This is a genomic window from Echinicola salinicaeni (genome assembly GCF_014280965.1).
In the GTDB taxonomy this organism is placed as follows: Bacteria; Bacteroidota; Bacteroidia; order Cytophagales; family Cyclobacteriaceae; genus Echinicola; species Echinicola salinicaeni.
The window spans coordinates 26022-47532 of the sequence record NZ_JACODZ010000003.1; the positions used below are offsets into that span (position 1 = coordinate 26022).

At 39.5% G+C, this 21511-nt stretch carries 20 protein-coding genes and 1 riboswitch; of the genes, 11 read left to right on the forward strand and 9 right to left on the reverse strand.

What is annotated here, in order from left to right:
* Nucleotides 1-13 precede the first annotated feature (13 nt).
* From H7U17_RS05935 to H7U17_RS05960, 6 genes are all read left to right on the forward strand, one after another.
* Nucleotides 14-781 (forward strand): hypothetical protein, encoded by a 768-nt coding sequence (locus H7U17_RS05935; protein WP_186755751.1) that lies wholly within the window; start codon nucleotides 14-16, stop codon nucleotides 779-781.
* A gap of 104 nt (nucleotides 782-885) precedes the next feature.
* Entirely contained in the window at nucleotides 886-1353 is a 468-nt protein-coding gene (locus H7U17_RS05940; protein WP_186755752.1) for a pyrophosphohydrolase domain-containing protein, read from the forward strand.
* 161 nt (nucleotides 1354-1514) lie between these two features.
* Nucleotides 1515-2639 (forward strand): P1 family peptidase, encoded by a 1125-nt coding sequence (locus tag H7U17_RS05945; protein WP_186755753.1) that lies wholly within the window; start codon nucleotides 1515-1517, stop codon nucleotides 2637-2639.
* Nucleotides 2640-3064: 425 nt separating this feature from the next.
* Nucleotides 3065-3616 carry a gluconate 2-dehydrogenase subunit 3 family protein gene (locus H7U17_RS05950; protein WP_186755754.1) on the forward strand — a complete coding sequence of 184 codons (552 nt, stop codon included), beginning with the start codon at nucleotides 3065-3067 and terminating at the stop codon, nucleotides 3614-3616.
* A 12-nt stretch (nucleotides 3617-3628) separates the two neighbouring features.
* Nucleotides 3629-5329: a GMC oxidoreductase gene (locus H7U17_RS05955; RefSeq protein ID WP_186755755.1), complete on the forward strand. Its 1701-nt coding sequence runs from the start codon at nucleotides 3629-3631 to the stop codon at nucleotides 5327-5329.
* Nucleotides 5330-5610: 281 nt separating this feature from the next.
* Nucleotides 5611-6159, forward strand: coding sequence for a DUF2306 domain-containing protein (locus H7U17_RS05960; RefSeq protein WP_230981286.1), 549 nt, complete (start codon nucleotides 5611-5613; stop codon nucleotides 6157-6159).
* A 13-nt stretch (nucleotides 6160-6172) separates the two neighbouring features.
* On the opposite strand, the gene prmC is transcribed toward H7U17_RS05960, so the two are convergent.
* From prmC to prfA, 3 genes are all read right to left on the reverse strand, one after another.
* Nucleotides 6173-7033, reverse strand: a complete 861-nt coding sequence (gene prmC / locus H7U17_RS05965; protein ID WP_317172698.1) for a peptide chain release factor N(5)-glutamine methyltransferase — start codon at nucleotides 7031-7033, stop codon at nucleotides 6173-6175.
* A gap of 379 nt (nucleotides 7034-7412) precedes the next feature.
* Nucleotides 7413-7934: a GNAT family N-acetyltransferase gene (locus H7U17_RS05970; RefSeq protein ID WP_186755756.1), complete on the reverse strand. Its 522-nt coding sequence runs from the start codon at nucleotides 7932-7934 to the stop codon at nucleotides 7413-7415.
* Nucleotides 7935-8094: 160 nt separating this feature from the next.
* Nucleotides 8095-9171 carry a peptide chain release factor 1 gene (gene prfA / locus H7U17_RS05975; RefSeq protein WP_186755757.1) on the reverse strand — a complete coding sequence of 359 codons (1077 nt, stop codon included), beginning with the start codon at nucleotides 9169-9171 and terminating at the stop codon, nucleotides 8095-8097.
* Nucleotides 9172-9338: 167 nt separating this feature from the next.
* Between prfA and H7U17_RS05980 the strand changes: the two genes are divergently transcribed.
* Entirely contained in the window at nucleotides 9339-9992 is a 654-nt protein-coding gene (locus tag H7U17_RS05980; protein WP_186755758.1) for a Tll0287-like domain-containing protein, read from the forward strand.
* Nucleotides 9993-10004: 12 nt separating this feature from the next.
* Here the strand turns inward: H7U17_RS05980 and H7U17_RS05985 are convergent, their stop codons facing one another.
* Nucleotides 10005-10613, reverse strand: a complete 609-nt coding sequence (locus H7U17_RS05985) for a thiamine pyrophosphokinase (RefSeq protein ID WP_186755759.1) — start codon at nucleotides 10611-10613, stop codon at nucleotides 10005-10007.
* Nucleotides 10614-10938: 325 nt separating this feature from the next.
* Here H7U17_RS05985 and H7U17_RS05990 point away from each other — a divergent pair, with 325 nt between their 5' ends.
* The 4 genes from H7U17_RS05990 to H7U17_RS06005 all read left to right on the forward strand — a co-directional run bounded on the left by H7U17_RS05990 (nucleotide 10939) and on the right by H7U17_RS06005 (nucleotide 15237).
* Nucleotides 10939-11451 carry a 3-hydroxyanthranilate 3,4-dioxygenase gene (locus H7U17_RS05990; RefSeq protein ID WP_186755760.1) on the forward strand — a complete coding sequence of 171 codons (513 nt, stop codon included), beginning with the start codon at nucleotides 10939-10941 and terminating at the stop codon, nucleotides 11449-11451.
* Nucleotides 11452-11504: 53 nt separating this feature from the next.
* Nucleotides 11505-12785: a kynureninase gene (kynU, locus tag H7U17_RS05995; RefSeq protein WP_186755761.1), complete on the forward strand. Its 1281-nt coding sequence runs from the start codon at nucleotides 11505-11507 to the stop codon at nucleotides 12783-12785.
* A gap of 53 nt (nucleotides 12786-12838) precedes the next feature.
* A complete protein-coding gene (locus tag H7U17_RS06000) occupies nucleotides 12839-14194 on the forward strand; it encodes an FAD-dependent oxidoreductase (RefSeq protein WP_186755762.1) in 1356 nt (451 codons plus the stop codon).
* 278 nt (nucleotides 14195-14472) lie between these two features.
* Complete coding sequence (locus H7U17_RS06005; protein ID WP_186755763.1) at nucleotides 14473-15237, forward strand: alpha/beta fold hydrolase; 765 nt, start codon at nucleotides 14473-14475, stop codon at nucleotides 15235-15237.
* Between the two features lie 85 nt (nucleotides 15238-15322).
* Here H7U17_RS06005 and H7U17_RS06010 read toward each other — a convergent pair whose 3' ends face one another.
* The 5 genes from H7U17_RS06010 to H7U17_RS06030 form a co-directional block, all read right to left on the reverse strand.
* On the reverse strand, nucleotides 15323-17710 hold the full coding sequence (locus tag H7U17_RS06010) for a TonB-dependent receptor (protein WP_186755764.1): 2388 nt from the start codon (nucleotides 17708-17710) through the stop codon (nucleotides 15323-15325).
* 85 nt (nucleotides 17711-17795) lie between these two features.
* A riboswitch (TPP riboswitch) is annotated at nucleotides 17796-17892 on the reverse strand.
* A 365-nt stretch (nucleotides 17893-18257) separates the two neighbouring features.
* The gene (locus tag H7U17_RS06015; RefSeq protein ID WP_186755765.1) at nucleotides 18258-19325 is read right to left on the reverse strand and encodes a fatty acid desaturase family protein; all 1068 of its coding nucleotides are present in this window, start codon (nucleotides 19323-19325) and stop codon (nucleotides 18258-18260) included.
* Between the two features lie 232 nt (nucleotides 19326-19557).
* The gene (locus H7U17_RS06020) at nucleotides 19558-20097 is read right to left on the reverse strand and encodes an AAA family ATPase (protein ID WP_186755766.1); all 540 of its coding nucleotides are present in this window, start codon (nucleotides 20095-20097) and stop codon (nucleotides 19558-19560) included.
* Nucleotides 20081-20701 carry a nicotinamide riboside transporter PnuC gene (gene pnuC, locus H7U17_RS06025; protein ID WP_186755767.1) on the reverse strand — a complete coding sequence of 207 codons (621 nt, stop codon included), beginning with the start codon at nucleotides 20699-20701 and terminating at the stop codon, nucleotides 20081-20083. The genes H7U17_RS06020 and pnuC overlap by 17 nt, the downstream gene beginning before the upstream one ends.
* Nucleotides 20702-20791: 90 nt before the next feature.
* Nucleotides 20792-21358, reverse strand: coding sequence for a uracil-DNA glycosylase family protein (locus H7U17_RS06030; RefSeq protein WP_186755768.1), 567 nt, complete (start codon nucleotides 21356-21358; stop codon nucleotides 20792-20794).
* Nucleotides 21359-21511 lie beyond the last annotated feature (153 nt).

The following is a 21511-nucleotide window of genomic DNA, read 5'->3' on the forward strand; positions in this document are numbered from 1 at the left end:
CAGTATTAACGCTATGAATAATTCAACAAAGAACATTTCAAAATGGGTGACAGCTTTGAGCTTAGGCCTAATGATGATGGCATGCTCTGAAGATGATGAGACGCCAAAGGAAGGTTATAGTCAAGTTACTTTAAAATCCACAGCAAAGAGTGGGTCGAGTTCTTCATCAGATATTTCTCGAATGAATGTAGGGGCGATGTCGGTGACTTCTTTTCAAGTAGGTACCAAGGAGGTGGAAATGAAATATGTGTCTAAGGCCGAAATAAATGCAGGTATCAGTATTGGAAATGGTACAATTTTGACGAACCTAGGTGCAGAACTTGGTTCAGAAGTGGCTCAGGAGAAAAGTCTTTCATTGATAGCAGATGGAAAAAGCAGAGTGGAAGTGATTGGAGAAGGCGAAACTCCCAATGGAAATTATACTGAAGTCATTTTTAAGTTGTATCAGCATTCCGAAGGCAACGCGAGTGAAATGGAAAACAAATCTATGTTGGTCATGGGTGAAATAGAAGACAAGCCAACCAAGGTATGGCTTTCGGCAGAAAAGGAGTTAAGAGCTGTTGCTGAATCTTCGCAGGGCTATGAAGTAGAAGGGAATACAGATATGACTGTTGTGTTTGATATGGAGGCCATATTTGAGGGAGTGAATTTGAGTACCGCTATGGATGGGAATTCGGATGGAACAGTGGAGATTGGTCCCGGAAATGTGGATGGTAACAGTGTCTTGTATGGACAGGTAGAAAACAATCTTGAAAGTGCTGTATTGCTCAGCAAGCAATAGAAGTCTTTTCAATGAATAAATAAGGTCAGAAAATTTTCTGGCCTTTTTTTGTATTTGGTCTCTTTTTGATTTTTTTCGTAGCAAATTATTTACTGATATACATTATGAAAGATCCTAAGACTTTAAGTGCCGTCGCTGAATTTCATCAAACCTTTAAGCACCCAGTATTGGAAGCGCCGACCCTGCCTCATGAGAACAGATCGAAGTTAAGGGTTTCACTCTTGGCTGAAGAGCTAAAAGAGCTGGAAGAAGGGATAAAAAACGAAGATATAGTAGAGGTGGCAGATGCTTTATGTGACTTACAATATGTACTGGCTGGGGCCGTATTGGAGTTTGGATTGGCTGATAAGTTCAAAGCGCTCTTTGACGAGGTGCAAAGGTCTAATATGAGCAAGGCCTGTAAGTCAATTGAGGAAGCTGAGGCCACAATGGCCCATTACCAAGGTCAAGGGGTTGATTGTTTTTATGAAAAGGAAGGAGACTTGTATTTGGTTTTCAGAAAGGAAGACCGTAAGACATTAAAATCCGTGAATTATTCTCCTGCTAATCTTAAGGGAATATTAGGAGACTGAAAGGATCCAAATATAATTTCAATGGAAATAATATTTCCTCCTCAGAACCACAAGAGACCCTGAAATCTTGTGGTTTTGTGTTTAGTCAATAAATTATAGAGGGTTAGCTTTGAGAGCTGTATTGTTTTATTCAAATAATGTGAATTTAATATCTCCTGTGTATGAATATTTTTACCAAAGTCAATTGCCTACTTACTTTAATGATTTTACCCTTTTATCAAGTCAAGGCTCAAGAAAGGGCCAGCGATTATGGCTTTGAATTTGGGGTGATGCCCAGTGGTCAACTTAATGCCATTACAGATGTGGCTGGCGTGTTGGTAGGGCATAAAACCCTTATTATTGGGGATAGTGTAAGGACTGGAGTTACTGCGATTCTTCCACACGGAGGAAATATATTTCAAGAAAAAGTGCCTGCAGCTGTTTATGTGGGTAATGGCTTTGGGAAATTGGCTGGAAGCAGCCAAGTGGAGGAATTGGGAAATATTGAAACCCCTATCGTACTGACCAATACACTTAGTGTAGCAGCTGGTATAGAAGGACTGATTGATTACACTTTTTCCTTTCCAGAGAATGAAAATGTCCGCTCAGTAAATGCCGTAGTTGGGGAAACCAATGATGGCTATTTGAACGATATCCGTGGAAGGCATGTAAAGGCCTCAGACGTATTGGAAGCAATAGACCAAGCCCATGCAGGAGCAGTAGAGGAAGGCAATGTGGGAGCGGGTACTGGTACGGTTTGCTTTGGTTTCAAAGGGGGGATAGGAACTGCTTCTAGAAGGCTTCCCGAAGAAATGGGCGGATATACTGTCGGAGTGCTTGTGCAATCCAATTTTGGCGGAGTGCTTCAAATTGATGGATTGCCAGTTGGAAAGGATTTGGAGCAATATGCTTTTAAAAACCAATTGGAATCTGCAGATGGTTCTTGTATGATCGTAGTGGCAACAGATGCACCAGTGCATGAGAGAAACCTTAAGCGCATTGCAAAGAGGGCGATTTTGGGCTTGGCCAAGACAGGAGGGATTGCTTCTAATGGTTCTGGTGATTATGTTTTAGCATTTTCCACTGCAGAAAATTTTAGGATTCCCTATCAGGCAAAGCCATTAGAAAAGAGGGAGATGAGCGTATTGAGAAATGATGATATGAGTGGACTGTTTTTGGCCACTATCGAGGCTACTGAGGAAGCCATCATCAATTCTCTTTTTGCAGCGGAAAGCACTGAAGGATATCGGGGGCATGAGATCAAAGCATTGCCTATAGAGAAAGTAGTGGAAATGCTGAAGGATTGAAATTGGGCATAAGGAAGATATAAGTACAAGAAACTTAGTTTAACTTTTAATAAAGGCAGTTCTGAAGTAAAGTCATTCGGAGCTGTTTTATTTGGATAAGAATAAAAATATCTGCCTCCTATCTTTAGGTTTTTACCGTCTTTATCTCCACATACCGTTAAATATCCTTAGGGTTTTTAGCAATTTTGTTACCATAGGAAATACTGATATGCTTCCTATTATGATTGTCAATAGAATTTTAAAATGGATTTTCAAATCTCTTCAAAATTATTGACTATAATCTTGCTGTAGCTCCGAGTTTGAATGATGCTGGTCATGTCCTCAATGGATTGCCTTTTGTAAGAAAAAAGTTTTTTATCATTTTGGTTTTCAATATTTTCAAGGATTGTATTGCTTGCAAAAACTAATCCTAAACATAAATTAACATGAAAAGACGTGAAGCGATGAAGAATGTCGCGCTGATATTTGGTAGTGCTTTATCAGTGTCTACATTAACCGTTTTTCAACAAGGGTGTACCCGATCCAAAGATGCCGCAGCTGGAGTTTTTACTCCTGAAGATGCCAAGTTATTGTCGGAAATCGGTGACATCATTATCCCAGATACCCCAGATTCTCCAGGTGCCAAGGCCGCAGGTGTTGGAACCTTTATGGTTATCGTATTAGAGGATTGCTATTCTCAGGAAGACAGGGAAAAAGTTTCTGCATTTTTAGCCCATATAGAAAATGAAAAGGATTTTTCATCTTTGGCTGCAGACAAGCAAGTGTCGCTTGTCGCTGATATTGATGGGAAGGTATATGCAAAGGAAAATGACCTTGAGGAAGGTTTGACCAGAGGATATAAAATTGTAAAAGAATTAACACTTTTTGGATACTTCAGTTCTGAAATCGGAGCAACACAAGCTTTAAGGTACAAGCTAGTACCTGGTAGATATGACGGATGTGTGGATTATAATCCTGGAGACAAAGCTTGGGCCTAAAATAACAAAATCATGAATTTAAATATTAAAGCAAATAAAGAGAATACCTACGATGCGATTGTTGTAGGATCAGGAATAAGTGGTGGATGGGCAGCAAAGGAATTGGCCGAAAAAGGACTGAAGACATTGGTGCTTGAACGAGGTAGAAATGTAGAGCATATCAAAGATTATCCTACAACCAACCTTAACCCATGGGAAATGGACCATCATGGTTGGACTACTAATGAGATGCGGGAAAAGCATCCTATTCAAAGTAAGTGCTATGCCTTTGGCGAAGCTACTGAGCATTTTTGGGTAAACGATAATGAAAATCCTTATAATGAGGTAAAACCGTTCAACTGGTTGAGAGGGTACCATGTAGGTGGTAGATCTTTGATGTGGGGTAGGCAGTGTTATCGATTAAGTGATATTGATTTCTCCGCCAATGCTAAAGATGGTTTTGGAGTGGATTGGCCAGTTAGGTATAAGGACATTGCTCCATGGTATGAGTATGTGGAGAAATTTGCAGGAATCTCTGGTCAGGCAGAAGGACTTCCTCAGCTTCCTGATAGTCATTTCCTACCTGCAATGGAAATGAATTGCGTGGAGAAGCATGTTGCAAAGAGAGTAAAAGAAAAATTCGATGATAGGATCATCACTATAGGAAGGGCTGCTCATGTTACCCAGCCACATAATGGCCGTGGACCTTGTCAATATAGAAATATGTGTTCTAGAGGTTGTCCTTTTGGAGGTTATTTCAGTAGTAACTCGGCCACTTTGCCTGCAGCTATGAAGACAGGTAATATGACCTTGAGACCTTTCTCTATTGTAACAGAGGTACTTTATGATAAAGAGTCTGGAAAGGCCACTGGCGTAAGGATCATGGATGCCGAAACCAAGGAGTATATTGAATATTATGCTAAGATCATTTTCCTAAATGCTTCTACATTGGGTACCAGCTGGGTATTGTTGAACTCAGTTTCAGATGCCTTCCCTAATGGACTGGGAAATGGTAGTGAGCAAGTGGGACATAACCTTATGGACCACCACTTTGGTGTGGGAGCGTCAGGTAAGTTTGATGGATTCAATGATAAGTATTTCTATGGTCGTAGACCAAATGGAATTTATGTTCCAAGATTCCGAAACATCAGTGATTCCACTATGAGGGATGATTATGTTCGTGGATTTGGTTACCAGGGTGGTGCAGGAAGAGGCAGAGGAAACGGTGGAGCAGAAGGAATTGGTGCAGAATTCAAAATGTCCAAGACCGAGCCAAGAGATGAATGGAGCTTTGGTATTGGTTCATGGGGAGAACACTTGCCATATTACGAAAACAAGGCTACCCTTAATCATGATAAATTGGATGCTAATGGCTTACCTACTTTGGATATCGATTGTGAGTTCAAAGATAATGAGAAAGCCATGAGAAAAGATATGCGTCAGAGCGCTATTGATATACTTGAGGCGGCTGGAGCGAGAGATATTAGCTCTTATGACAGTGCTCCACCTCCAGGCCACTGTATTCATGAAATGGGAACTGCCAGAATGGGCAGGGACCCTAAGACCTCTGTCTTGAATGGCTTTAACCAGATGCATGAAGTACCAAATGTGTTTATCACAGATGGTTCTTTTATGACATCTTCTGCCTGTCAAAATCCATCCTTGACTTATATGGCCTTTACTGCTAGGGCAGCTGATTATGCAGTTAAGGAGTTGAAAAAGCAAAATTTGTAATAAAACTGGTCCATTACGGATAAATCAGGATGACAAATATCCTGAATTACATGAATTTATGTATTTACTAAGGCACCTTAAATATTTAGTTTTGTTCTAATTATTTGCGGTTGTTTGACTTGTCCCCTGTTCGGAAGGTTCCGATCAGGGGATTTTTTTTATGGTCCAATTTCCTTAATTTGAAACTAAATAGCTCCCTTTCGATTGTGAAAAAAATCTGGTGGTTCGTTTTTGCTCTTCTATCCATAATGATAGGAGTTTATCCTCTTGTTTATATTTTCATGGAGGATCGGGATATAGGTTTTTTGGGAACAAAAAGCTTGGTTCTACTCAATAGTTTTGCCTGGAATTTGGGCTTTTATATCCATATAGTTTTTTCAGGTATAGCCTTGTTGATCGGTTGGATTCAGTTTAGTGCAAAAATTAGAAACCAATATATAAAAGTTCATAGAACCATTGGGCGATTTTATGTAATGTGCGGTCTGCTTGGCGCTTCGGCTGGGTTTTATCTAGGCTTTTATGCTACAGGGACGTGGCTGACCAAGACGGGGTTTGTGCTGCTGGGGATTTGTTGGTTTTCAAGCACTTTTGCAGCCTATTTTCATATTTTGAGAAAAGAAGTTTTTCGTCATCAAAAGATGATGATCTACAGTTATGCCTTTTGTTGGGCTGCGGTGACCTTAAGGATTTACTTACCCTTTTTGAATATGATTTTTCAGGAGTTTATCGTAGCATATACTATTGTGGCTTGGCTTTGTTGGGTCCCGAATTTAGCAGTGGCTTGGTGGATCAATAGGAGGCTTAAAGGCCGAAGTGTTTCTTTTTCTTGATTTATATGAGTATTTAAGCTCTGCTCGCACTTATCATTCGGTCCTTGTCCATTAGGTCCTTATGCAGAGAAATATTTCGATACCCAAGATTTTTTAGTAAATCAATCATTTCCTTTCCCAAGGCCTCATTGATTTCAAAATAAAGCCTACCCCCTGGTTTTAGGGATTTTAGTCCTTTCTGGGCTATGGCCCTATAAAAAATCAGCGGATCATCATCAGTCACAAAAAGAGCCAAATCAGGTTCATGGTCCAGAACGTTGCTACGCATCAATGCTTTTTCCAGCATTCGCACATAGGGAGGGTTGCTGACCAAAATATCCAACTCACCGAGCGGTATTTCTTCCTTTAAAATGTCGGTTTTGTGGAAGTTTATTTTTGCTTGAAGTTGTGATGCATTTGTTTTGGCTATATCCAAAGCTTCAGTGCTAATGTCTAAAGCGTGGATTTCTGGTTGCCGCATTTCAAGATATAGAGAAATCGGAATACAGCCAGAGCCTGTTCCAATATCCAATATCTTTAAATTAGGCTGTTGATTTTCCCGAATAATTAGGTAAACTAACTCTTCTGTCTCATTTCGGGGAATTAAAACTTCAGGAGATACTTTAAATTCACGACCGTAAAAAGGAGCGAGCCCAAGAATATATTGAATGGGTTTTCCGGATTCTAAATCCTTTAGGGCAAGAAAAAGTGCCTCAGGGACTTCAGAAATTTCTTTATTTCTAATGATATCTGCCCGGCTAATTCCAAGAAAATGCTCAAAGAGCCAAAATACCAGTTGCTGAGCCTCAGGATCTGGGTAAATACTTAGAATTTTAGAATGAAAAGAATTATAAAGTTGCCTTGCAGCTTCCATGGTTTTAATTGCTTTGGGCAAAGGTAAAAGTTTTTAGCAAGAAATAGATTTGGATTTAAGATGAGAAAAGGAAAAAGACAGGATTAACCCTGTCTTGATGATTACCATTTACCTCTCTTTTTTCCCTTTTTGTGATATTTGGGATGATAGCCATTATGGTTTTTAATATGGCCAGGAGGTACTTTTTTATAACTCCTTTTATAATGATGGCCATGATGATGATCATATACCATGCAAGAACTTGTCCCTATTGAAATTAGGAAGAATATAGCTAAAGGAAATCCGATATGTCTGATTAATTTTTTCATACACCTTGAAAATCAATAATCAGACCAATTTTAAGAATTTGGTCGTTGATTACCTTTTTTAAGCAATACATCAACTCTATATAACTGTTTGCCTATTCTTCTTTGAGCATTACATACTGATAAATATCTCCTACTTTATCATTTTTGATAAAAGCATTTTTTAAGATTGCTTCTTCCAGAAAGCCTGCTTTCTGGATCACACGCATGCAGGGGATATTAAAATCATAAACAGTAGCAAAGAGCCTGTAAACAGGGAATTTTTCAAAGAGGTGCTTGACAAAAAGTTTTGTCGCTTCCGTAGCAATTCCTTGGCCCCAATAGGCTTCGCCTATCCAAAAACCAATTTCCATATTAGTACGTAATTCATTCTGGCCTTTTTCAGCACCAATTGCTCCTACCAACTCTCCATTCCTTTCAATGGCGAAATTTTGTGGAGGATTGAATTTTATATTGTGTTCTATCCATGCTCTGGCATCATGAATGGTATATGGTTGTGGGAAACTGTCCTTCAAATTTTTGGCAATCGCAGGATTGTTGGCCATGGGGTACAGTTTGTGGAAATGCTGTCCTCCCCAGGATACTAATGCTATGCCTTTGTCTCCTTCAATTTTCATATTAGGTGAATAGTAGATTATATAGTGTTCAGAATAATTGGGAAACACCACATATATCATACCCAAAAATGATTAATTGGACTGAAAATCAAGTAGAGACTAGAAAATAATAACTATCGATGAAAAAAAGGGGTGTTAAAGCAAAAAAAAGGCATGGAGATCAATCCTCCATGCCACTATTTTTGAGTCTTTCAGCGTTTTCTGCAAATCGCAGCGCACTGATAAATTCCTCGATATTTCCTTCTACCACATCGGGAAGATTGTAAACAGTTTTGTTGATCCTATGATCGGTAACTCTGCTTTGCGGATAGTTATACGTTCTAATCTTGTCAGAACGGTCACCGCTGCCTACCATAGATTTTCTTTGAGCACCAACGGCCTCATTGTGCTTGGCCAGCTCAATTTCATAAATCCTTGATCTTAGTACCTTCAAGGCCTTTTCAAAGTTTTTGATCTGGGATTTTTGATCTTGGCAAGTTACAACTATTCCAGTTGGCTCGTGTGTTAGCCTAACTGCAGAATAGGTAGTGTTTACAGACTGACCTCCTGGCCCAGAGGAACAGTAAGTGTCCTTACGTACATCATTCATGTCTATCTGCACATCTACATCTTCCATTTCAGGTAAGACAGCAACAGTAGCTGCAGAGGTGTGTACCCTACCCTGAGTCTCTGTGGCCGGCACCCTTTGTACACGATGAACACCTGATTCATATTTGAGCATTCCATATACGTCTGCCCCAGACACGGTACTGATAATTTCCTTATACCCTCCAGCTGAACCGAAGGTCAAATCGAGAATGGTCAGATTCCAGTTTTGTTTTTCAGCAAATCGCTGGTACATTCTGAAAAGGTCGCCTGCAAAAATAGCAGCTTCATCTCCTCCTGTACCACTCCTGATCTCAAGGATACAATCTTTAGAGTCATTGGGGTCTTTAGGGATAAGCATTTGCTTAAGGTCCTTTTCCAATACTACTTGTCTGTCTTTTAATTCATCCAGTTCAGCCTTGGCCATGTCCCTAAAGTCAGGATCCTTTTCATTCTCTAGTATCTCCTTTGAACTTTCTATATTTTCTAGGACCAATTTATACTCGTCATAAACTGCGACTATTTTTTCCAGGTCCTTATATTCTTTGGTGAGCTTAGTGTATTTGCTCATATCCGCCATGGCATCGGGCTGGATGATCAGCTGTCCAACTTCCTCAAAACGGTCTTTTATGTGCTCTAACTTATCAAGCATAGTTTCAATATCTTTTCAACCACCAAAATTAAGAAAATAAGTGGGATTCCAGTATCGATAAGCGGCTATCTATTATCCATAGGGCTTTAGTTTTTCTTCTGTTAGCAGCGCTCAGATTTAATTGAAGAAAAAAATCAATTAACTTTAAGTATAAATTAGCAGAAACGATGAAGAGACTTTTGATACTTGGTTTATGTGCATTGGGCTTCTCGGCCTGTAATACCGAAAAACATGTGGACAAGCAGGTTTTGGATGAAGTAAATCAATCCATGGAGATCAAAAAGGTAAGCGATGTGGATATTCTCAATAAGGCCATGGAGTGGGGTGGAGAAATCAGTGCCAGCGCACAGGAAGAATTGATGACCAAACTGACAAGGGCTCTTGAAGAAAAGGGAGCAGCTGAAGCAGTGGCATTCTGTAATGTAGAGGCGCTGCCTAGCCTTAAAAAAGTAAGTGATGAATATGGTGTAAAAATTAGGAGAGTATCCCATGATTACAGAAATCCTACAGACCAGCCAGATGAGATGGAAGAAATGCTCTTGCAGGCTTATGAATACAATGAAGAACACGAAATAGAAAGTAAGCCAAATGTACAGGAATTGCCAGGCGGGGAAGTGCTTTTATACACCAAAGCCATAAAGATCCCAGGTAAACTCTGCTTGAACTGTCATGGCGAACCGGGCACAGACATTGCAGCAGAAACTATGTCCAAGTTGGATGAACTATACCCTGAGGATAAGGCCAAGGATCATCAAGTAGGTGATCTGAGAGGTATGTGGAGCATCTCTATTCCCAAAAAAGAAGTGGTCAAGAAATTGTAGTCCCTGTATCGTTCAGATCATTTCCCCAATCCAAAAAGGTTTCATAGCGTTAAAGGTCACTATGCCTTCTTCTGTTTCGACAAAGGTGGCATGGCTGATTTTTATCAATTGACTTTCATTGGTGGTTTTCATTTCTACCAAACTGTCTTCTGGAGCATGGATTTGCAAGGAGCTTACTGGAAACCATTTTTTAAAAGACTTTTCCTTAACAGGAAAATACCGGATAGGACCATCAAAGATGACCATATTCAGAAAATCCAGTTTTTCTTCGAGATCAAATGCTTTTTTATGGTCATAGCCAATAATATTTACTGCCGAATGTTTAGAGGCTATTAAATATTGGAGACCTTCGTCTAGAAAATCACCGTTTTTAACGGTAAGAAATTTAATGGGATACTGCTCCTCTAATAGATGCAGGTTTTCTCTTTGGTATTCAGGAGAAGCTAAAATAATATCAATTTTTATCCCCCAAGAAATAACGGTTTCAATGGCATCTTGTGCAATTATAACTGTTGGCACCCATTCCAATAAGGAGGACAGTTGAGTAAATCTATAATCTTGCGTGTCTAGGATCAGTAAGGCAGGTTCTTGCTGTTCTTTTACAAAGTGATGGGAAGACATGTATTATTTAGTTGCAGAGATGGATAAACTTATATTTCGTCTAATATGGGGCTAAAATAGGAAAATATTACCGCAATATTGTTTTGACAACCTGACTTCAGTTTGGGAGAAAATAATTATTTGAAAAGACCACTTCTCCTCAAAACTTAATCAACCAGCTATAGCTTAATAATTATTGTCTTTTAGAGGCAAAGCCATTTTGCGAAATAATCAATAAACTGGTAGTTTTTTTTTACTTTTAAGACATCAAAAGCACCTTTGATAAAAAACATTGATACTCAGGAAGTGTTTATATTTCTGATAAATAATAAAGACCATAATTACCATGAAATTAGCAAAGCCATTTAACTTCAAAAAGTGGATTGACGATAATAGACATCTTTTGAAACCGCCAATCGGTAATCAGCAAGTTTATAAGGGCAATGAGGATTTTATTGTGATGGTAGTGGGTGGTCCTAATTCCCGTAAAGACTATCACTATAATGAAGGCGAAGAGTTTTTCTATCAGCTGGAAGGGGATATCGTTCTGAAGGTGATAGAAGATGGCAAGCCAAAGGATATCCATATCAAAGAAGGGGAGATTTTTCTTCTTCCTCCAAAGGTGCCTCATAGCCCAAGGAGACCTGCCAATACCATCGGTTTGGTAATAGAGAGATACAGGAGAGAAGGCGAAAAGGACGGCTTTATTTGGCATTGCGAAAATTGTGGAAATAAGCTTTATGAAGAGTACCACGAGGTAACTGATATCGTCAACCAGCTGCCCCCAATCATGGAGCGTTTCTGGAGCAATCCGGAGCACACCACTTGTTCTCAGTGTGGGACTAAGATGGAAAAGTAGCTTGTCGGAAGATTTGTTCCACAGCCAAATAATATGAAATATTGACTATTAGCATGATTTCTTACGAATACAGCCTTGACTTTGCCAAAAAGATGGATGCAGATGATCCTTTAAAGGATTTTCGATCCCAATTTCTTTTTCCAAAAATTGATGGTCAAGCAGCTATATATTTCTGTGGAAACTCATTGGGTTTGCAGCCTAAAACGGTCGAAGCATATTTGCAAAGAGAGCTTCATGCTTGGGCTGATAAGGCAGTAGATGGACATTTTGATGGTGACCAACCTTGGTTTTCTGTTCATACACGCGCCAAAAAGACTTTGGCCAAAATTGTAGGTGCGCAGGAAGAAGAAGTCGTGGTCATGAATAGTTTGACCAGCAATCTTCATGCTTTAATGGTTTCCTTTTACCGACCTGAAGGCAAAAGGTTTAAAATTTTGACGGAAGCCGGTGCATTTCCTTCTGATATGTATATGCTGGAGAGCCAAGTAAAGTTTCATGGCTATTCGCCAGAGGATGCAATTATAGAAATAGCACCAAGAACTGGAGAACATACGCTCAGAACAGAGGATATTTTAGCCACTATATCGGATCATGCAGATGAGCTTGCGTTGGTGATGATGGCAGGTCTGCAATATTATACCGGTCAGGTCTTTGATATGAAGCGCATAACCGAAGCAGGGCATGGTGTTGGTGCCTTGGTGGGCTTTGATCTGGCGCACGCAGCGGGCAATTATCCATTGGCTTTGCATGATTGGGAGGTTGATTTTGCAGCTTGGTGCAGCTATAAGTACTTGAACTCTGGCCCTGGTAATGTGGCTGGGATCTATGTTCACAAAAAGTATGCGAATAATAATGATTTGAATCGTTTTGCTGGATGGTGGGGACATGATGAAAAAGAGCGGTTCATGATGGAAAAGGGTTTTAAACCCATGTATGGTGCTGATGGTTGGCAAACCTCCAACGGCAATGTTCTGGGGATGGCTGCCCATCAAGCATCTTTGGATGTTTTTGAGCAGGCTGGAATAGATCGCCTTAGAACCAAGAGTCTTCTGTTGACTGGCTATTTGGAGTACCTGATTCAAAGAATCAATGGAGAAAGTGGCATTTTGGAGATTATTACTCCGCAGGACCCGACAGCAAGAGGGAGCCAACTGTCCTTGCTGATCCATAAAGGAGGAAAGGCTGTTTTTGATGAGTTTTATAGAAATGGAATTGTTGGAGATTGGAGAAATCCAAATGTGATCAGACTTGCTCCCGCACCATTATATAATAGCTTTGAGGATGTCTTTCGCTTTGCCCAGATATTGGAACGATCTTTAGCAAAATTTGCTTAAGAAGATAAATATTGAACCTATATTACTAAACCTATTAAACTGATTTTGAACCGATGAGGAATAATAATGTAAGCATTATTGGGGCTGGATTGATTGGTTCTCTTTTGGGAATTTACCTGAGAAAAAAAGGACTGGAAGTCGGCTTATATGAAAAGCGCTCTGATCTCAGGGATAAAAATAATGTTCCAGAAGGGAGGTCCATCAATATGGCCTTGAGCGACCGTGGCTGGAAGGCCTTGGATAGAATTGGCCTGAGAGAAAAGGTGTCCCCTATGGCTTTGCCCATGTATGGAAGAAGTATCCATGATGAACATGGGGAAACATCCTTTTTGCCTTATGGCAAGGAAAACCAAGCTATCTATTCTATTTCCCGAAGGGACTTTAATGAATTGCTGATCAATGAAGCAGAAAGTGCCGGGGTAAATGTATTTTTTGATCATCTCTGTGAAGAAATAGATATTTCAAAAACATCTTTGCGCTTTTCTTATGCAGATGGGCAAAAGTTTTCGAAGGAGTCCGATGTGATCATTGGGGCTGATGGCGCTTACTCTTCATTGCGTGATGCCATGCAGAAACAAACAAGGTTAAATTATAAGCAAGAATATATTTCTCATGGTTATAAGGAATTGACCATACCTGCTACTGCTGATGGGGAATTTGCGATGGATCCAAAAGCCTTGCACATTTGGCCGAGAGGTATGTTTATGCTCATTGCTTTGCCCAATCCTGATAAGACATTTACTTGTACTTTGTTTTTGCCCTTTGAGGGTGAAAAGGTCTGTTTTGATAAAATCAATGATAAAAGTGACTTGGAAAGTGTTTTCAGGACTTTCTTTAATGATGCTTTTGAATTGATGCCTAATCTTACTGATGAGTTTTTTAATAATCCCACAAGTTCATTGATCAATGTAGAGTGCTTTCCATGGCAGAAAAATAAGTCTTTATTGATAGGGGATGCCTGTCATGCTATGGTTCCGTTCTTCGGTCAGGGAATGAATTGTGGATTTGAAGATTGTTTTATCTTGGATGAGCTCATTGAGAAATTCGGTACTACTTCTTGGGAGTTGGTATTTGAGAAATTTCAAAAAATCAGAAAACCCGATACAGACGCAATAAGTCAGATGGCAAGGGATAATTTTGTGGAAATGAGGGACAGCGTAGCTAATCCTAAGTTCATCATCCGTAAGAAAATAGAGGCAAAGCTTCATGAGTTATACCCTCATGAATGGGTTCCTCTTTACACAATGGTGACCTTTTCAGATATGAAGTATTCAGATGCCTATGCTCAAGGGCGGCTTCAGAATGAAATCATGGATAAGGTAATGAGTGATCCACGAATTACTCAAAACTATAAGGACATTAATTACGAAGAAATAATCCATCTGATAGAGACAGCGAGAATGGTATAAAAAAGAGCGGCCGACTTTAGAATGTCGGCCGCTCTTTTTTATTACGAGAATTTTTGGGAACGGCATTATTAAACTTGAGCTAGCATTTTTTTATGCCACAGGTAATTTGATGATTGAAGTTTGAGAAACAAGACAATTTTTTTCGAACTACCGAGCCCACGCAGGAACTCTAAGGATTTCTTAATCTGCGCCTGCTTTCTTTTTTCAATGTATTTGGAACCGTTGGGTTCGACGTAGGTTTCATTGTTTTTATCCTATTCATTGATTAATTTTCTCTTATGACCAATCAAATAGAATATACTGACCAAGGGCATGGTAATCCAGTAATATTTATTCACGGATTTTGTGAGGCCAAGGAAATGTGGAAAAGGTTTGAGGAAGAACTTTCTTCCCATTATAGGATCCTTTGCCCAGATTTACCTGGTTTTGGAGAAACTCGCTGGTATGAGGAAAATATCAACTTGGAAAAAGCTGCTGAAATGCTTCGAGCATGGATCAAAGACCTAAATTTGGAAAAACCCACTGTGATTGGCCATTCATTGGGTGGATATGTCACCTTAGCTTTGGCAGAAATGATGGGAGAAGAGCTTGAAGGAATTGGGCTTTTTCATTCCACAGCATTTGCTGATGATGAAGAGAAAATTGGTGTCAGAAACCGCACCATCACTTTTGTAAAAAAACATGGGGTCAGGAAATTTGTAGACTCCTTCGTGCCACCATTATTCACTGAGGAACATAGGGAAAGTATGAAAAGCAGCATACAAGAAGTGGTTGAAATTGCCCGAACGACTAGCTTTGAAGGGCTGATTTCCTTTACCAAAGCCATGCGGGACCGCAAAGACCGAATGGATATCCTCAGGGACTTCAAAGGCAAAAAGTTAATGATAGCAGGGGTGTTGGATGGTGCAGTAAAAATCGATGCAAGCCGACAACATCAAGAATATGTTGATTATTATCATGAACTTTCAGATGCTGGCCATATGGGTATGTTTGAAGCAGAAAAGGAAAGCATAGGATTGGTCAAGGAGTTTTTAAAGGCTTAAGATTTAATTTCTAATTTCAGCATTAAATAAAAAAGGCCTTGGAAATATGTTTCCAAGGCCTTTTTGTTATCCATGATTATCCAAACTAAAACTTCACATTTACGCCAAGCATGAAATTGGTTCCTGCCATTGGGTAGTAATAATTTTCTGTTACCAGTTCAGGGTCAGTTTCCCCTGGAACGAAATAGCTGAAGGTATATCCATTTGGCTCATACATTTCGTTGAAAACATTATTCACTTTCATATTAAACTCCAAAGCCTTTACAAATCTAGGACGGACCGAATAGGTTAATTGGATATCATTGGTTAGGTAAGCATCCAGCTTGCGACCTTCATTTTGGGTATTGTCCAAATACTGATCATCCACATACTTGGTCATCCAACTGATCTCCATGTTTTTCACTGGTCTGAAATCGATAATGGCGGAACCTACAATATTTGGAGAAAAAGCAATATCAGTATCCGTATAGGTAAAGTCTATCTGCTGAAACTGTTCAGAAGCGTAATCGTCTATATACTCTGTAAATGCTTCTATCTTATTTCTGCTGAAGGCGACATTTCCTCCCAAGGTCCACATTGGAGAAAGCCTAACCGCTCCGTCCAGTTCAATCCCAGCTCTATAGGACTTATCCACATTCTCACGGATATAAGCTCCTACATCATTGATTTGCCCTGTCAGTATCAGCTGGTCCTTATAGTCCATATAATAGAAGTTGGCATTATAGCTAAAGTTTCCTTTTTGCGCCCTGATACCGGCCTCCAGATTATTCAGTCTTTCTGGTTTTGGTATTTCCGTGATGGGATTATCTATGAAATCACTTCTTACGGGTTCTCTGTTGGCCACAGCATAAGAAGCATACCAAGTTTCTCCTTTTCCTGTTTCATAGCTGATACCCATTTTAGGGTTAAAGAAATCATAATGCTGGTTTCCATCTACCACCCTTTGATCATCGTTGACACCTTGGAATTGATAATCTATTTGTCTGAATTGCAAGTCTCCGAACAAATACAGTCTATCAGCCACTTCATAGGTAGCTTTAGCATAAATATTTCTATCATCTTTTACCGCATTATTATCATAATAGCGGTCCCGAATTTCAGTATTTCCTGCTATTCTTGCCCAGATGATTTCACCAAAATGATCTCCGTCATAACGGTTGGCTCCACCACCAAACAAAAAGTCCAAATGGCCATTGTCAGATACATAATTTAAGGAGAATACCCCTCCATAGAAATCATTATCTAGCCATCTTCTTCTAATAATATCGGTACTTTCAATTAGCTCACCACCGATCATGATCGGTTCCAAACCATAGCTGGCAAAATTATCCTCCTCTCTAAACTGTTCATAATAGCCACGGCCATAAGTATAATGCAAGGCGCCATTGGCTTTCCAGTTCTGGCCAAATTTACCGGTATAGATGAATTGATAATGATCCTGCTGATAATTATCAGTCTCATTATCATAAGTATAATAATTAAAGGTCCTGTCATTCTCCAATTTGGATTCAGGCAGGCCATACCAAGACTGATAAGTTTGCTCTTTTCCTGAGAATATATTTATCTTAAAAACATGGTCATCTCCATAGTATCCACCAGATACAAAATATGATTTTAAGTCTGAGAAAGCCCTGTCCACATATCCATCAGAGGTGATTTTTGAAAGCCTGGCATCCACTGCCCAGCGGTTATTCAATAATCCTGTTCCCGCCTTGACAGTATGTTTCCAAGAATTAAAAGACCCGAAGGAATTACCGACTTCTGCATAGGCTTCCTCCTTTTTTGTATCCGTTTGAATATTCATGCTGGCACCAAAGGTGGCAGCTCCATTGGTGGAAGTTCCTACCCCACGCTGAATCTGAATATTGTCCACCGAACTGGCAAAATCAGGCATATTTACCCAAAAGACACCATGGGATTCTGCATCATTCATGGGGATACCATTTACGGTTACATTGATCCTGCTTTGATCAGATCCACGAATTCTCAATCCGGTATATCCAATACCTGCACCGGCATCAGAATGGGTAACCACCGATGGTGTATAGTTCAACATGATAGGAATATCCTGCCCCAAATTATTTTTGGCCAATTCTTCCTTGTCAATCGTCTGAAAGGTAGTGGGTGTAGTAGCTGAAGCACGGGTAGCAGAAACAATAAATTCTTCAGTAAGTAGAGAATTCCTTTCTAACAGAATCTTCAAACCAGTCACTGGCGCTTCAATATCCCGAATTAGGGTCTCGTAGCCAACAAAAGAGACCCTTAGTTGATACTTTCCTGCGGGCACCTTTTCAATAGAGAAGTTTCCCTCCAAATCGGAAGTGCTTCCTCTACCTGTTCCTTCTAAAATCACATTGGCTCCTATGAGCTCCTCACCGGTTTCTACATCCACAATATGGCCGGTAACATGATTTTGTGCCATAGCACTAAGCCCGACCAACAAACATAGTGTGGTCAAAAAGACGCGTTTCATAATAATCTTTGATTTTTAATTTGGTTAAACTTCGAAGCAGTCCAGGGGAGACTGCTACCTTAAATGTTCACCATAATATCCACTCTCTGTGGAAATCTCATTTCCCTTCGTCGGCATTACCCGAATCAGGTATTATGGGTATGATCTCAGCCCGTTAATTTAGGGCACCCCTTATTAGATCTATTTGCAAGGGCAAAGTTAGAAGGTTTATTGCAGAAAGAAAAACTTGCAGCCATGACTACCAAGAAGTCGAGACTTTTCAAGCAGTCAAGTTTAGTAAAGAGTTATGTTGAATCACCTTCCGAATATCAAGGTAAGCTGATACATGGCAAACCATTGGTAATGTTGAAAAACTGTAGATCAGCAAGGGGCTTTAAAATAAGAGAAACACGGTTAAAACACGGGTTAAACACGGCTTTAGCTTGGGTTAAATATGGCTGAAGATAAGGCCGTTATAACGGTTGTTTCAGTTAATTATTAAGGAGAATAAAAAAAGCCGAAAGATGATTAGAACTTGCGGCTTTTTCTGAAAAATATTGATTGTTCCTTATGCCCTTCCTAAAACCCTCAGGTGCTTAACATGGGAAACAAAGGCCAATCTCATTTTAGGATGTTCCAAATATGGGATATTATATTCCAAACATGCCTGTTTGATGATCTTGCTTATTGCTGGATAATGTATATGGGAAATTTTTGGGAACAGGTGGTGTTCAACCTGAAAATTCAAACCGCCCAAAACCCAAGAAATCACCTTATTATTGGTGGCAAAGTTGGCAGTGGTTTTCAACTGATGAATAGCCCATTCATCCTCCATTTTATTGGTTTGCACATCGGGGATCGGGAAGGATGTTTCTTCTAAACTGTGTGCTAACTGAAAAACTACTGTTAACATCAGTCCAGCGAATAAGCCATATACTGTAAAACCAATTACCCAAGGCAAAAATCCTAATAAGTAAATGGGCAGGGCAATAAACAAAGCTGCATGGATCAATTTAAATCCCCAGAAAGATAAATGGTCCATTGTTTTCATTTTTTGAATTGGCACGGGGCCTACTTTCTTGGTTACATATTTTTTATAATCCGTAAAAAACACCCAATACAAATACAAAAGTGAATAAGTTAGAATAAAGTAATAATGCTGAAAACGGTGGAATTTATACCGCTTCTGTGCTGGACAGAGCCGCAAAAAAGGCCTTGCATTCATATCATCGTCCACTCCCTCCACATTGGTATAGGAGTGGTGGACCACGTTATGTTTGGTTTTCCACATAAAGACATTGGCTCCAAGGAAATTGATGGACATGCCGGCAGCTTTATTGAGCCACTGGTATTTGCTAAAACTTCCATGAGCACCATCATGCATGACGTTGAAACCTATGGACGCTGTTAACGCTCCAAGGATTACGCATTCAAGCAGGGCGATGGCCCAATGAGGAGTAAAGAATAGTAAGTGTATATATATCAATAGAAAGGCAAGCACCAAAATGCTTGCTTTGATGAATAATTGAGAGTTGCCTGTTTGAGAATAGCCTACCTCTTTGAAGTAGGAACTGATCCTTTTTTTCAATTCTAAGTGAAATGAAATATCAGGTCTTGAGAATTTTGGCGTAGCCATAAAATGGTATTAAATAGGTAATTAATGAGGGGAAATTGAACGGGAACCTCAGGAGGGACAAGTCAAGACACCTTTTATCAAAGATACATTAATTTAAACGGAATGATACTGCTATTATTATTAGTCCCCACTTCGATTTTTGCAACTCTATAGGCCATCGGGCGTAAAACCACTTTAATTGGTGAACTGAAGGACTTTTTAAAAATTCTGAAACAAGGTGCGGTGAAAATATTTAACGAATTTTAAGGAAATCATCTTCTATTGCCACTATAGACTTGTCCAATCTTTCCTCCAGATCACCAGAAATCTTTACTACTGGAACACCTGTGCCCAATAACAAACGTTCATACCAATCATAAAAAAATTGCCTCATATCAGGTTCAGGATGTTCACGCTGTGGATCTTCCTGCCAAGGAATATCGATATCCGTCAAAAGGTATAAATCATAATTTCTTTTTTGGATTTCCTCAATAACCCAGGGAGAAGTTTTTCTAAATTTGTGTTCACTCCATACTTGGATTACATGTAGATCTGTGTCACAAAAAAGTAGCTCTTTGGCCTCTTGGGCTTTGGTATCTTCCAATTGTACCTGACCGCGAGCAATTTCCAGTAAATCCTCATAATGATATGTTCGATCCAAGCTCTCAATATACTCTCGGGCATACTCCGGCACCCAAGGCACCCCATAATGTTTTGCCAAGGCTTCTGAGAGCGTGCTTTTTCCCGTAGATTCAGGACCAATAATGACTACTTTTTTAAGCTTCCCCTGCATAATGTTTAGCTGATCTTATCCATGCTATTAAGCCAATAATAGCAAGAACAGTGAAAAATAAAAACTGAAAAGAAGTTAGAATCAGTCCTTTATAAAAATATAAAGGCACCGACACCAAATCAGTGATGATCCATGCAATCCAGTTTTCTACCTTCTTCTTTGCCATCAAATACATACCCACAAAGGCAGAAGATGTGGTAAAGGAGTCCCAATAGGGGACATCACTGTCCGTAAAATTGGAAAGAACAGAATACAGTACCCCATAAGAAGCCAGTAAAAGGAGTATAGAGAATAGCCAGCCTTTCCATTTCAGCCAAGTCACTGGCAGTACTTCTTTGCCCTCCTTAGGGTGGGTCCAGACGTACCAGCCAAATATAGACATAGAAAAATAGTAGGCATTGATCCCCATATCCGCATAGAGCTTCACTTCCAAGCAAATCCAAACATAAATCAGGGTACTGATGATTCCAGTAGGATAGACCCAGATATTTTCCCGCATGGAAAAATACACACTAGCGACACCAAAAAATACCGCAACACCTTCTAACCAGGTCATTTGTTGCAGACCTGCCACAAAACCTTCTATGATCCATTGCCAATCCATGCCCGAAATAAGGAAAAAAATGTATAAAAGGGATATGATTATTGATTTATTGCCTGAATCCTTTCTAAGGAAATAAAATAAATATTTGTTTTAGCCCAATATTTTAGCAACTTTTTCTTGAAGAGCAGGCAGCACTTCTTGTTTAAACCAAGGGTTTTTCGCTTGCCAAATATTGTTCCTTGGTGATGGATGTGGGAGAGGAAAATAATCTGGCAAATACTTATTATAATCTCTTACAGTATCTGTCAATTTTCGCTTTTCTTGTAAGTAATATGCCTGTGCATAATTCCCTACCAAAATAGTGAACGCTACTTTATTCATAAAGTCCAAAAGTTTGGGGTGCCAAAGCGGCGCGCATTCAGGCCGTGGAGGTAAATCTCCTGACTTCCCCCTCCCAGGGTAACAAAACCCCATGGGAACCAATGCTATTTTGGATGCATCATAAAAAGTTTCTTTTTCTATTCCTAACCACTGTCTAAGGTTATCCCCACTTTTATCATTCCAAGGTATTCCGGTCTCATGAACTATCTTTCCAGGCGCTTGACCAACTATCATTATTTTACTCTCCAAACTTCCTTGGACAACTGGATTTGGTCCTAAGGGAAGATGTTCCTTGCAAAGAGTACACGCTTTTATATCATAAAGAAGGTTCTCCATAAATAATACTATTTTTCAAATCAATATTAATACCAAATAAAATATAGCGCTATAATTTCTACAGGTTGACCATTAATATCACAATTAAAAATACATCAACCCTGTTAAAATTGGTTTTAAAGCCATTTCTGTATTGGCATAATTGCTGAACAA

Excerpts from the sequence above, each read along its gene's own strand:
- H7U17_RS06010 (WP_186755764.1), bottom strand. The coding sequence starts at position 17,710 with ATGAAACGCGTCTTTTTGACCACACTATGTTTGTTGGTCGGGCTTAGT.
- H7U17_RS05945 (WP_186755753.1), top strand. The coding sequence starts at position 1,515 with ATGAATATTTTTACCAAAGTCAATTGCCTACTTACTTTAATGATTTTA.
- H7U17_RS05955 (WP_186755755.1), top strand. The coding sequence starts at position 3,629 with ATGAATTTAAATATTAAAGCAAATAAAGAGAATACCTACGATGCGATT.
- H7U17_RS05980 (WP_186755758.1), top strand. The coding sequence starts at position 9,339 with ATGAAGAGACTTTTGATACTTGGTTTATGTGCATTGGGCTTCTCGGCC.
- H7U17_RS05935 (WP_186755751.1), top strand. The coding sequence starts at position 14 with ATGAATAATTCAACAAAGAACATTTCAAAATGGGTGACAGCTTTGAGC.
- pnuC (WP_186755767.1), bottom strand. The coding sequence starts at position 20,701 with ATGGATTGGCAATGGATCATAGAAGGTTTTGTGGCAGGTCTGCAACAA.
- H7U17_RS05960 (WP_230981286.1), top strand. The coding sequence starts at position 5,611 with ATGGAGGATCGGGATATAGGTTTTTTGGGAACAAAAAGCTTGGTTCTA.
- H7U17_RS05970 (WP_186755756.1), bottom strand. The coding sequence starts at position 7,934 with ATGAAAATTGAAGGAGACAAAGGCATAGCATTAGTATCCTGGGGAGGA.
- kynU (WP_186755761.1), top strand. The coding sequence starts at position 11,505 with ATGATTTCTTACGAATACAGCCTTGACTTTGCCAAAAAGATGGATGCA.
- H7U17_RS06005 (WP_186755763.1), top strand. The coding sequence starts at position 14,473 with ATGACCAATCAAATAGAATATACTGACCAAGGGCATGGTAATCCAGTA.
- H7U17_RS05985 (WP_186755759.1), bottom strand. The coding sequence starts at position 10,613 with ATGTCTTCCCATCACTTTGTAAAAGAACAGCAAGAACCTGCCTTACTG.
- H7U17_RS05950 (WP_186755754.1), top strand. The coding sequence starts at position 3,065 with ATGAAAAGACGTGAAGCGATGAAGAATGTCGCGCTGATATTTGGTAGT.
- H7U17_RS06015 (WP_186755765.1), bottom strand. The coding sequence starts at position 19,325 with ATGGCTACGCCAAAATTCTCAAGACCTGATATTTCATTTCACTTAGAA.
- H7U17_RS06030 (WP_186755768.1), bottom strand. The coding sequence starts at position 21,358 with ATGGAGAACCTTCTTTATGATATAAAAGCGTGTACTCTTTGCAAGGAA.
- H7U17_RS05990 (WP_186755760.1), top strand. The coding sequence starts at position 10,939 with ATGAAATTAGCAAAGCCATTTAACTTCAAAAAGTGGATTGACGATAAT.
- H7U17_RS06020 (WP_186755766.1), bottom strand. The coding sequence starts at position 20,097 with ATGCAGGGGAAGCTTAAAAAAGTAGTCATTATTGGTCCTGAATCTACG.
- prfA (WP_186755757.1), bottom strand. The coding sequence starts at position 9,171 with ATGCTTGATAAGTTAGAGCACATAAAAGACCGTTTTGAGGAAGTTGGA.
- H7U17_RS06000 (WP_186755762.1), top strand. The coding sequence starts at position 12,839 with ATGAGGAATAATAATGTAAGCATTATTGGGGCTGGATTGATTGGTTCT.
- H7U17_RS05940 (WP_186755752.1), top strand. The coding sequence starts at position 886 with ATGAAAGATCCTAAGACTTTAAGTGCCGTCGCTGAATTTCATCAAACC.